At 71.8% G+C, this 11,855-nt stretch carries 7 protein-coding genes and 1 pseudogene; 4 read left to right on the plus strand and 4 right to left on the minus strand.

The genetic code is table 11. The features are described 5' to 3' along the window. Nucleotides 1-237: 237 nt before the first annotated feature. Nucleotides 238-3,018, plus strand: coding sequence for a hypothetical protein (locus tag ABS52_07145; GenBank protein ODT03861.1), 2,781 nt, complete (start codon nucleotides 238-240; stop codon nucleotides 3,016-3,018). A 28-nt stretch (nucleotides 3,019-3,046) separates the two neighbouring features. Here ABS52_07145 and ABS52_07150 read toward each other — a convergent pair whose 3' ends face one another. The 3 genes from ABS52_07150 to ABS52_07160 are packed head-to-tail and all read right to left on the minus strand — an operon-like array spanning nucleotide 3,047 to nucleotide 6,272. Continuing rightward, a complete protein-coding gene (locus ABS52_07150) occupies nucleotides 3,047-4,237 on the minus strand; it encodes a hypothetical protein (protein ID ODT03933.1) in 1,191 nt (396 codons plus the stop codon). Between the two features lie 49 nt (nucleotides 4,238-4,286). After that, nucleotides 4,287-5,408, minus strand: a complete 1,122-nt coding sequence (locus ABS52_07155; GenBank protein ODT03862.1) for an o-succinylbenzoate synthase — start codon at nucleotides 5,406-5,408, stop codon at nucleotides 4,287-4,289. Nucleotides 5,409-5,453: 45 nt separating this feature from the next. Continuing rightward, nucleotides 5,454-6,272: a hypothetical protein gene (locus ABS52_07160; protein ID ODT03863.1), complete on the minus strand. Its 819-nt coding sequence runs from the start codon at nucleotides 6,270-6,272 to the stop codon at nucleotides 5,454-5,456. 140 nt (nucleotides 6,273-6,412) lie between these two features. Here ABS52_07160 and ABS52_07165 point away from each other — a divergent pair, with 140 nt between their 5' ends. The 3 genes and pseudogenes from ABS52_07165 (at nucleotide 6,413) to ABS52_07175 (ending at nucleotide 10,582) form a co-directional block, all read left to right on the plus strand. Next, nucleotides 6,413-7,132 (plus strand): hypothetical protein, encoded by a 720-nt coding sequence (locus tag ABS52_07165; protein ID ODT03934.1) that lies wholly within the window; start codon nucleotides 6,413-6,415, stop codon nucleotides 7,130-7,132. Between the two features lie 188 nt (nucleotides 7,133-7,320). After that, a complete protein-coding gene (locus ABS52_07170) occupies nucleotides 7,321-8,925 on the plus strand; it encodes a D-aminoacylase (protein ODT03935.1) in 1,605 nt (534 codons plus the stop codon). Nucleotides 8,926-9,064: 139 nt separating this feature from the next. Then, nucleotides 9,065-10,582 (plus strand): annotated as a pseudogene (locus tag ABS52_07175) (hypothetical protein). 133 nt (nucleotides 10,583-10,715) lie between these two features. On the opposite strand, the gene ABS52_07180 reads toward ABS52_07175, so the two are convergent. Then, nucleotides 10,716-11,696: a hypothetical protein gene (locus ABS52_07180; protein ODT03864.1), complete on the minus strand. Its 981-nt coding sequence runs from the start codon at nucleotides 11,694-11,696 to the stop codon at nucleotides 10,716-10,718. Nucleotides 11,697-11,855 lie beyond the last annotated feature (159 nt).

Consider the following 11,855-nt stretch of genomic DNA (forward strand, 5'->3'; position numbering starts at 1 on the left):
CCTGCTCAGCCTCGTCCATCCGCCCTCGCCGACCGGGCGCTGACGCCCGCTCCCCCAGTCTGGCGCACCGCGGTTCCGGCGGCAGATTGAGCGTCGTCCGTCCCCGGCGAGTCGGTCCGTGTTGTAGTATGTTGGTTGGAATCCCGTAATCGGGTTCGGATATTCCCGGGAGGCGCCTCGCGGAGCCCCGCGCCCCCCGGGGGCCCTCTCGTCTTCTCGTCTTCTCGTCTTCTGAGTTTGGAACGCACCTGCCCCCAGTGCGGCAAGACGTACGGCGCCGACGACCGCTTCTGCACGGTCGACGGGGCCGCGCTGATCGCGGCCGGGGGCACCAACGCCCTCCTCGGAACGGTCATCGCCGACCGCTACCTGGTGCAGGAGCGGCTGGGCGAGGGGGGGATGGGCGAGGTCTACCTGGCCGAGCACATCCGCATCAAGCGCAAGGTCGCCATCAAGCTGATGCGCACGTGGATGGTGGGCGATCCGGTGGCGGTGTCGCGCTTCCATCGCGAAGCCGAGAACGCGTCGCAGATCTCGCATCCGAACGTCGCCCAGGTCTATGACTTCGGCGAGACCTCCGACGGGATGATCTACCTCGCCATGGAGTTCGTCCCGGGCGAGCCGCTCTCGTCGATCCTGGACCGTGAAGAGCGCCTGCACACCGTTCGCTCGGCGGAGATCGTGCGCCAGACCGCGGAAGCGCTGGTGGCCGCGCACGCGATGGGGATCCTCCATCGCGACCTGAAGCCCGACAACATCATGATCGCCCGGTCGCGTGCGGGGACCGACATCGTGAAGCTGGTCGACTTCGGGATCGCGCGGGCGATGAACCGTGGGACGCAGCAGTTCACCTCCACGGGGATGATCGTCGGGACGCCGGACTACATGAGCCCGGAGCAGCTGACGGGTGACCAGCTGGACGAGCGATCCGACCTGTATGCCCTGGCGCTCATCGCCTTCCGCCTTCTCACCGGCCAGGGCGCCTTCAAGTCGGGGAACGACGCCCTGGTGGCGCGCTTCACGAGCCAGCCGCGCACCTTGGCCGAGGCGCATCCCGAGATCCCGTGGCCAGCGGCGCTGCAGGCGGCGTTCGACAAGGCGCTGAACTCCGACCCGGCCCAGCGCCACGCCGACGCGCTGGAGTTCGCGGCCGAGCTGGATGGGGCGATTGCCTCGCTCCCGTTGACCGAGGAGGAGCAGGAATACCTCGTCCTCCTGTCTCAGCGCATGGCGACACCGAGCCGCGGCGGGATGGTGATCGACGCCGCGACGCCGGTACGGGCCATGCGCAGCATCGATGGGGCGACGCCGACACCGACCGTCCCTCGTGCCTCGACCGGGGTGGTGACCCCCCCCAGCGAATCGCGTCCGATGGTGCGCCCGCCGACGCCCTCCGCCGAGTCACCGCGCAGTGCCGGAGGGGGGACGGTCGAGGGGGAGCGGGAGCCGGCGTCGCGCGATGCAGCTGACGAAGGGAAGGGAACAGGCGTGGACCTCCCCCCGGCCCGAATAGCCACGCCCGCCGCTCCGCACGCCTTCTACGAGGCCGCGCACGAGGCGGCGCACGAGACCGCGCCACCCGGCGCATTGGCCCCGGCGCCGGCGGCCGGTTCCGGGGCGCGTCGTCGCGTCGTCCCCATCGCCGCCGCCGCGGTGCTGGGCATCGTCGCCATCGGGTGGCTGGCGACGCGAGGCGGCGACGCGGCCCCCAGCACCACCTCGCAGGCGCAGCTGACCGCCGACTCCCTCGCGGCTGCCGCGCAGGATTCCGCCAGCGACTCGCTGGCGGCGGTCGCCGGGGCAGGCGACAGTGCGGTCGCGGCGGCGCGTGTGGCGCAGGCGCGGCGAGGGGTGCTCGCCCTCACGTCGAGCGCGGGACAGGGGAGCGCCTTCCTGGCCGACTCCACGGGGCTCCTGATCACGGCCGCTGCGTTGATTCCGCGCGACCAGCGGGTGGATCTGTTCGTGGACGCCGATCACACGGTGCGGGCGACGGTCGTGCGGGTGGACAGCGCCGCCGGCGTTGCCGCGCTCCTCATGCCTCGCGACCACTGCCGGCGGTGCCGCCCCCTCGACGTGGGGCGGGGCGACACGGCGGTGACGACGGTGGCAACGGGCGACTCGCTCGTCGTCCTTCCCGTCGCACGCCGAACCGTGGTCACGCCGCATGCGGCGGTGGTGTCGCGCGTGGGTGGCGGGACGCTGGCGACGTCGGGGACGCTCCCGTCCTCGACCACGGGAGCGCCGCTGTTCAACGCCCGGACCGGGGGGGTGGCGGGAGTCGTCGCCCGCGTGCGCGGTCGGCAAGGGGTGGTGCCGGCGTCGGCCATCCGGGCCCTGGTGGCCGCCGCGGCGCCGGCAGCTGCACGCCTCGCCCCCAACGACACGGTGTATCGCGCCTACCCGCTGCGCCCTTTCAGCGAGTCCGACCTGGCCGCCGCCGAGGGGCGCGCGCTCGACCTGCAGCCGTATCGCGTGGCGCAGGGGGGGTTCGACGTCCTGGCGATGACCCCGCCGGTGCTGGCGTGGCGCCTGGCCAAGTCGGCCCCGTCACCCGAGGAGAACAACCCGTTCGCCATTCCCACGGGCAAGACGCCGTCCATCCCCGATCCACTCCTCGAGTGGCGTGCCTCGCGCGACTATCGCGATGAACGCCGCGCGGTGGTCGTCTTCGACATCTCGCCTGCCGCCGCGGCCTTCCCCGCCCGCCCCGACAAGCCGCTCGACGCGAGGAAGGGCGACTTCTTCTCGATGCGCCTCACGCGGGATGGGACGCCGCTCGTCCCGCTGGAGAGCCAGCGCATCCATGCGGTGGGGAATCCCGATGCATACCGGCGCGACCGGAAGGCGGTGCCCAACGCCGGCATCTACGTCTTCCACCCTGCCGACTTCGCGAACGCCGGCGCCACCTACCAGATGGAGATCGTCGACGCCGACCGGAACCGGCGGGTGGCGCTGACCCTCCCCCCCGCGATGCTGCAGGCCATCGCGCGGGACCTCGGGCCTTGGCAGCGTTAGGCGCGGCGCCAGGGGGCGCGGGGCGCCGCTAGCGGCCGCTCGCCAGTTCCTCGCTCGCCACTCGCGCGCACTCCGCCAGGACGGAGGCTCCGACGAGGATGGCCCCGTCGGCGGCATGGAAGCGCGGCGAGTGCGCCGCCACCGCCTCGCCTCCCGCCTCGCGCGCCCCGATCCGCATGAAGCACCCCGGGATGCGTTCCATGTAGAAGGCGAAGTCCTCGCCCCCCATGTTCGTGATCCCGAAGGGGACGACCGCCCCCTCGCCCAACACAGCGGTTGCCGCCCGGCGCGCCCAGGCGGCCTCGCGCTCCGGATTCACGATGGGCGGGGTCCCCAGCTCCACCGCGACGTCGGCGCGTACCCCGTGCGCGGCCGCGATCGCGGTGGCGAGGCGCGTGAGCTCCTCGCCCAGGCGTCGGCGGGTGGCGGGATCCATCGCCCGCAGCGTCCCGGTGAGCGTCGCCGTCTCGGGGATCACGTTGGGCGCCACGCCGGCGTGCACGCTCCCGACGGTGCAGACCGCGGGGAAGGCGGGGTCGAGGCGGCGCGCGACGATGGTCTGGAGGGCGGTGATGACGGCAGCGGCCGCCACCACCGGGTCGGCCGACTCGTGCGGCCGTGCCCCATGGGCCCCGCGCCCGGTGAGGGTGATGGTGAAGGTGTCGGCCGAGGCGGCGAGGGGGCCGGGCTCGGCGACGACCTGGCCGACGGCGAAGCGCCGGTCCACGTGGCCGCCGAAGATGGCCGCCACGCCGTCGAGGGCGCCGCTGGCGAGGATGGCGGGGGCGCCCGCCCCCACCTCCTCCGCCGGCTGCAACACCACGAGCACGTCGCCCCGCGCGGGGCGACGGACGAGGTCCATCGCGGCCCCGATGGCCCAGGTGGCGTGCACGTCGTGCCCGCAGGCGTGCATCACCCCGGGAACGGTCGAGGCGTAGGCGAGTCCCGTCTCCTCCTGGATGGGGAGGGCGTCGATGTCGCCGCGGACGGCGACCACGGGGCCCTTCGGGTCGCGCCCGCGGAAGCGGGCCACCACCCCGGTGCCCGCCACCCGCGCCACCTCGCCGCCTAACGTTTCAACGGCCGCCGCCAGGCGGTCGGCGGTGGCCTGCTCCTGCCACGACAGCTCGGGGTGGCGGTGCAGCTCGCGGCGGAGGACGAGGAGGCGCGCGACCTCGTCGTCCGTGAAGCGTGCGAGGGCGGCGGCGGGGACGTCGATATGCCCGGTGCCCGACTGGCCCGCCGCCGGGGCGCCGTCCCCCGGCGCGCTATTCACCCAGCCGCTCCAGCCGCACCGTGAGGTCGTCGATGCGGTCGGTGTCGACCGTGACGCCGAGCCCCGGGCGCCCGAGCGGGACCTGGACCGTCCCGTCGGCGGTCATCGTCCACTCGGGGGTGACCACGTCGCGCGCCCAGTAGCGCGCGCTGGGGCTCACGTCCCCCGGCTTCTGGAAGTTGGGGAGCGAGGCGAGGGCGACGTTGTACGCGCGCCCGATCCCGCTCTCGAGCATCCCCCCGCACCAGACCGGGATCCCGTTCGCCTCGCAGAAGTCGTGGATGGCGATCGACGACGAGAAGCCGCCGACGCGCCCCGGCTTGATGTTGATGATCCGCCCCGAGCCCAGGGTGACCATGTCCTGCGCGCGCGCGAGCGTGGTGATGGACTCGTCGAGGCAGACCGGCGTGCGGAGCCGCCGCTGCAGCTCTGCGTGGCGGACGAGGTCCTCCCAGTCGAGCGGCTGCTCGAACATCATGAGGTCGAGGTCGTCCATGGCCACGAACGTCTCGATGTCGTCGAGCGTGTATGCGTTGTTGGCGTCGGCCATCAGCGGGGCGTCGGGGAAGGCCTCGCGCACGGCCCGCACGTAGTCCACGTCCTTGCCGGGCTTGATCTTGATCTTGATCTTGCGGTACCCCTCGGCGAGGGCGGCCCGCGCCTTCTCGACCAGGTGCGCGGGCGAGGGCTGGATACCTAACGATATGCCGACCGGGATCTCCGGGCGCGTCCCGCCGATGAGCGTGGCGAGGGGGATCCCGAGGCGCTCCGCCTCCACCCCCCACATCCCCATCTCGACCGCGCCCTTGGCCATGTTGTGCCCGCGGAAGTCCTGCTCCAGCGCGGCGTGCACCGCGCCCGGCCCGCCGAACTCGCGGAAGAGGACGCGGGGGGCGACCCACTTGGTGATCGCCAGCCAGGCGGTGTCGGTCGTCTCGGAGGTGTAGTTTGGTGTGTCGTCGGCCACGCACTCGCTCCAGGCGGTGGCGCCGTCGGCGTCGCGCAGCTCGAGGAGGAGGATGCGCCGCTCGCTCATCGTCCCCGACGAGATCTGGAAGGGTTCGCGAAGCGGGAGGCGGATCTCGCGGAGGGTGATGCCGGTGAGGCGGAGCATGGAGTCGAGACGGAAGACGGGAGACGGGAGAGGATGGCGCGGGGATCAGGCCTGGCGCGTGAACACGTAGTACGGCGACGCACCGCCCGTGGGGCGGACGAAGCGCGTGACGGCGAGGCCGCGCGTCAGCAGCGTGTGGAAGGACTCGCGCACGCTCAGGCGCCAGCGGAGGGCCGCGTCGTCGGACTGGTCCTGCACCTCGCCGTGGTCGTGCGGCACCTGGACGCGGGCGCCGTCCGCGCTCCCGGTGTGCGCGAAGGAAGGGAGGCCGTCGGGGGCGAGCGGGTTCGCCATGGGGAGCGCGGAGTCCCCCGGGCGCTCGACATCGGCCCCGGGGGCGGGGCGGGAGTCTGCCGACAGCTGCCACCCGTAGACCAGCCGGTCGGTGGGGAGCGCGCCGTGGAGCGTGCTCCCGGTGATGCCGTACATGTTGTCCACGTACTCCACCGGGCGGGCGCCGAGGCGGTTGATGTTGAAGTGCGCGTTGCGGGCGACCAGCGGGTCGGCGGTCCAGAGCATGACCTCCACGCCGAGCGCCTGCACCTGCTGCCGCTGGTAGTGCTTGAGCCGATCGCCGATGTGGCGCCCGCGCGCCTCGACGCGGACGGCGAGCATGTCCGACCAGTGCGCCGGCTTCCCGTTCCTGAGCCCCGTGAGGCCGAAGACGAAGCCGACCATGCGCCCGTTGCCGTCGAAGGCGCCGGCCGTGACTCCCCCCACCTTCTGCGAGACGCGCAGGATGGCCGCCGGGACGCGCTCCGAGAATCCGCGCCCCCAGGTCTCCTCCTGAATCTCGCAGCACTCGACATATTCCTCGAGGGTACGGAGGTCGCGAATGCTGATGTTCTCGAGCGGATCGATCATGCGGAGGCGCGGCGGAGCGTGAAGTCGTGGGAACCGCCCAGGTTCGGGACTCGTCGCGATGCGGGACGAGCGGTTGCACAGCACGGAATTGTATACAATTTTCGGGAAGTGGGAAGGGCAAGTTTTCCCCGACGGGAGGAATCGTGAAGCGAGTAGCGAAGACTGGCGCGCCCTCGCGCGCCGCACGCCCCGAGATCGTCTACCGCAAGCTCCGTGAGCTCATCGTCCGTGGCCAGCTGGCGCCGGGGACCCGTATCGTCGAGACCGACGTGGCGCAGCGGCTGGGGGTGAGCCGCACGCCCGTCCGCGGCGCACTCCAGCGCCTGCAGCAGGAGGGGTACATCGTCGACTCGCCCGCGTTGCAGCAGTCGCGCCCCACCGTCGCCCCCCTCACGCGCGAGGACGAGCGCGAGCTCTTCTCCATCGTCGCCGAGGTGGAAGGGCTGGCCGCCCGCATCGCGGCCCAGCGCCCGGTGGCCGATCGCGAGAAGCTGGTCGCCGAGCTCACCGCCATCAACGAGCAGTTCCGCAAGGCGGCGGAGGCGAAGCAGCACAACCACAACCGGCTGTGGGAGCTGGACGAACGCTTCCACCGCACGTACGTGGAGGCGGCCGCCGGGCCGCGCCTCCTCGCCCTGTACGAGGCGGTCAAGCCGCAGGCCGAGCGCTACGAGCGCATCTACGTGAGTCTCCTCGCGCGCGACCTCTCCCCATCGGTCGGCGAGCACGCGGCGATCATCCGCGCCATCAAGGGCGGCAACGCGGACGTCGCGCAGCACGCGGTCCAGACCAACTGGCGCAACGCCGCCGAACGGCTGGGGAACGTGATCACCAGCGTGGGTGAACGCGGGCAGTGGTGACCGGACGCCGGCGGTTGCCGGGCGTGGACGGATTTGTATACAATTATCGCATGCCCACCACCGCGCACCTCCCGACTCGCCGCGTCACGGCACGCCCCGGACGCATCGCCCCTCCCCTCTCGCTCGCCCTCGCCCTCGCCGCCGGGGGCTGCCGCGGCGCGAGCCCGGCCCCCGCCCCGTCCCCCGCGGTGGTCGCCCAGGCCTCGCGCGATGCGCCTGACGGCCGCGTCCGCCTGGGGGGCGCCGAGTACGACGTGGTCATCCGCAACGGGCGCGTCCTCGACGGGATGGGGAACCCGTGGATCCTGGCCGACGTCGGTATCCGCGACGGCAAGTTCGCCCGCATCGGGAAGATCGACGGACAAGGCGTGCGCGAGATCGACGCCCGCGGGCTCTACGTCTCCCCAGGGTGGATCGACATGATGGACCAGTCGGGCGGGGTCCTCCCGCGCAACGGGCTGGCCGAGAACAAGCTGCGCATGGGGGTGACGACGGCGATCGGCGGCGAGGGCGGATTCCCCGTCGGCGCGTCGCGCATCCCGGAGTACTTCGCCACCCTCGAACGACAGGGGATCAGCATCAACTTCGGGAGCTACTACAGCGCGACCCAGGCCCGCTCGGCGGTGATCGGCGCCTTCAACCGCGCCCCCACCCCCGCCGAGTTGGACCGGATGCGCGCCAGCATGGACACGGCGATGCGCGCCGGGGCGATGGGGATGACCACGGCGCTCATCTACCCACCCAGTTCCTACAGCACCACCGAGGAACTGGTCGAGCTGGCGAAGGTCGCGGCGAAGTACGGCGGCGTCTACGCGAGCCATATCCGCGGTGAGGGCGCGGAAGTGGTGCAGTCGGTGCGCGAGCTGGTGCGCATCGCCGAGGAAGGGGGGCTCCCCGGCGAGGTCTTCCACCTCAAGGTGGCGTATCGCCCCGGGTGGGGGGTGCTGATGGACAGCGTGCGCCAGGTGGTGGAGGCCGCCCGCGCGCGCAACGTGGATGTTGCCGCCGATTTGTATGTCTACACGGCCGGTGGCACGGGGCTCGAGGCCACGATCCCGTCGTGGGCCGCCGACGGCGGACGCGATTCGCTGCTCAAGCGCCTCGCCGACCCCGCGATCCGCGAGCGCCTCAAGCGCGAGCTGCAGACCGGATCCCCCGGATGGTGGAACATCGTGGAGGCGGCCGGCGGCTGGGATGGCGTGGTGCTGGTGAACGCGCGGAACCCGGCCAACGCGAAGTACGAGCGGAAGACGCTCACCCAGATCGCGCGGGAGATGGGGAAGGAACCGGCCGACGCGGCGTGGGACCTGGTGGCCCAGGGGAACGGGCGCGTCATGGCGATCTACCACATGATGAGCGAGCAGGACATCGAGACCGCGCTCCGCTTCCCGTGGACGAGCATCGGGAGCGACGCGGGGGCCCAGCTCGCCGCTGGGAGCGTGGACCAGACGGGACTGCCGCACCCGCGCATGTACGGCAACGCGGTGCGCGTCCTCTCGCGCTACGCGCGCGACCGCAAGGTCCTGTCGCTCGAGGAAGCCGTTCGCAAGCAGACGTCGTGGCCGGCCACGCGGATGCGCCTGGCCGCCCGCGGTTCCATCAAGGAGGGGAACTGGGCCGACGTCACGATCTTCAACCTCGAGACGCTCGACGATCGGGCCACCTACGACGACCCGATCGCCTATCCCACGGGGATCGAGTACGTCCTGGTCAACGGCCAGGTGACGATCGACCGCGGGACGCACACCACGGCGCGCGCCGGCCACGTGCTGTACGGGCCGGGAAAGCGTTAGGCATTCCCCCCCTCCACCCGCGGGGCGCGACGCGACGTTCACGCGCCGCGCCCCGACCCCCCGGAGCATGCCCATCATGCCGCATTCGACTCGTCCCTTCCCCCGCCGTGCACGGTTCGGCGCCGCCGGGGCGGCGGCCCTCGCCCTCACCCTCGCGCTCCCCGCCCTTGCGCTCCCCGCCCATGCCCAGCAGGCCAAGGGCAATGCCGCTCGGCTGTCGCAGCTCGACGCCTACGTGGCCGCGACGATGAGGGAGTGGAAGGTCCCGGGGCTCGCCCTGGCGATCGTGAAGGACGATTCCGTGATCTACGCCAAGGGGTACGGGACCCGCACCGTGGGCAGGGCGGAGCCGGTCGACCAGAACACCCTCTTCGCCATCGGCTCCTCGTCCAAGGCCTTCACGGCGGCGCTGGTGGCCATGGCGGTGGACGACGGGAAGATGAAGTGGGACGAGAGGGTGACGGCCTACCTCCCCGGGTTGCAGCTGTACGACCGGTACGCATCGCGCGACCTCACCATCCGCGACGCCCTGTCGCATCGGAGCGGCCTCGCGCGCGGCGACTTCGCCTGGTACATCAGCGGCTTCCCCCGCGACGAGATCCTGCGGCGCGTGCGCTACCTCGAGCCCAGCTGGGGATTCCGGGCGCAATTCGGCTACCAGAACCTGATGTACCTGGCGGCCGGCGAGGCGGCGGCCGCGGCCGGCGGGGCCTCGTGGGACGCCCTGGTGCAGACGAGGATCTTCGCCCCGCTGGGAATGACGTCGTCGTCCACCTCGATCCGCGCGCTGGCCGGGGCCGCGAACGTGGCGACGCCGCACGCCGAGGTCAACGACACGGTCGTCACCCTCCCCTGGAAGGACATCGACAACATCGCCCCGGCAGGGTCGATCAACTCCAACGTGCGCGACATGGCGCAGTGGCTGCGGTTGCAGCTGGGGCGCGGGAAGTACGCCGGGAAGCAGCTCATCTCCGCCCGCAACCACGGCGAGATGTGGCTCCCCAACATCCACATCCGCCTGCAGGGACCCACCGCCAGCTACCTCGCCCCGGGGGCCAGGCTGTCGTCGTACGGGATGGGGTGGTTCCTCCAGGACTTCGACGGGCGGCTGGCGGTGCACCACGGCGGCAACATCGACGGGATGTCGGCCATGGTGGCCATGCTCCCCGACGAGAACCTGGGCGTCGTGGTCCTCACGAACATGAACGGCTCGCCGGCGCCGCTGTCGATCTTCCCCCGCGTCTTCGACCTGTTCACGCGCGACACGCCGCGCGACTGGAATGCCGAGTACCTGAAGATCGTGCAACCGATGCGCGAGGCCGCCCGGGCCGCCGAGGAGGCGCAGCGGAAGGCACGCGTCCCGGGAACAAGGCCGTCACTCGAGCTCGCGAAGTACGCGGGAACCTACACCGACTCGCTCTACGGTGACATCGTCATCACCGAGAAGGATGGCGCGCTGAGCTTCCAGTTCGGGCGCGTGGGCGGCGCCATGGAGCACTGGCACTACGACACCTTCCGCGCCTCGATGGCGGCGCCGGTCCCGACCAAGGCGACCGTGAGCTTCATCCTCGACGCCAAGGGAGCCCCCGCCGAGCTGAAGCTCGACATCGCCCCCGAATCCAGGTTCCGCGCCGCCAACCCCGGCCCACGAAGGTAGGAGAGGAAGCAAGCACCCGCGTCACGGCAGACGGGAAGCGCCCCACGCACGCCAGGCGTGCGCCGGGCGCTCTCGTCTTCTCGTCTTCTCGTCTTCTCGTCTTCTCGTCTTCTCGTCTTCTCGTCTTCTGCCCCTAAGCAAAGAGCCCCACCTGCCCCCCCGTGTGCCAGAACATCACGGTCTGCCCATCCTTGAAGCGACCGGCGCGCGCGTAGGCGATGAGGCCGGCCATCGCCTTGGCCGTGTACCAGTGGTCCAGGAAGATCGCCTCGGTGCGGGCGGCGAGCGCCTGCGCCTCGCGCGACGCTTCGGTCGGGATCCCGTATCCCTCGCCGATGAACGCGTCGTCGGCCTCGAAGCGCGACTCGGCGCCGAGCGCGCCCGCCGGGAGCTCGAGCAGCCCTTCCATGCCGTGGCAGATGGAGGTGACGACGTGCCGGATCTCATCCACCGTGTCGTCGGCGCTGATCCCGATGATCCGCGTCGGCACCTCGAACAGGGCACACCCGGCGATGAGCCCCGCCTGCGTCCCCCCCGACGAGGTGGCGTGGATGATGTAGTCGGGGACGATGCCCTGGCGCACGACTTCCCCGATGCCGAGGGCGAGCCCCAGCCCCCCGAGCGGGGTCGAGGCGCCTAACGGGATGACGAGCGGCGTGCGCCCCTCGGCGCGCAGCCGCCCGGCCAGCGCGTCCATGGCGGGATTGCGATCGGTGCGCTGCGCGACGTAGTGGACGTGCGCGCCGAGGAGGGCGTCGAGGAGGGCGTTCCCCGTGAGGCGGTCGGGTGGGGTACCGTTGGCGACGATGTGGCACGCCATCCCGAGCCTGGCGGCGGTGGCCGCCGTGGCGCGGCAGTGATTGGACTGCACGCCGCCGCAGGTGATGAGGGTGTCGACACCATCGCGCTGGGCCCGGGCGGCGACGAGGCCCAGCTTGCGGACCTTGTTGCCACCAAAGCCGAAGGGGAGGGCGTCGTCGCGCTTGATGACGAGGCGCGCGCCCATCCCGATCGCATCACGCAGTCGCGGAGCCTCGTCCACGGGGGTAGGTAGTGCCCCCAGGGCCAGATGGGGGAGGGCGAGAAGGCGGTCGCGAGCGGCGGTGAGGGACATTGGTCGATGGGTCACGCTGGAGGCGGTCGGTGGTCGAGCGCGCTACCAGACGGTGAATACGGGCGAGTGCGGGGGCGAGGGAAGGGAAGATGCCCCCAGGGCTGCAGCTTCGCATCGGCATCGGGGTCGGCTCCCGCATTAACGGGCGCGACAGCCTGC

Source organism: Gemmatimonadetes bacterium SCN 70-22, from assembly GCA_001724275.1.
Classification (GTDB): Bacteria; Gemmatimonadota; Gemmatimonadetes; order Gemmatimonadales; family Gemmatimonadaceae; genus SCN-70-22.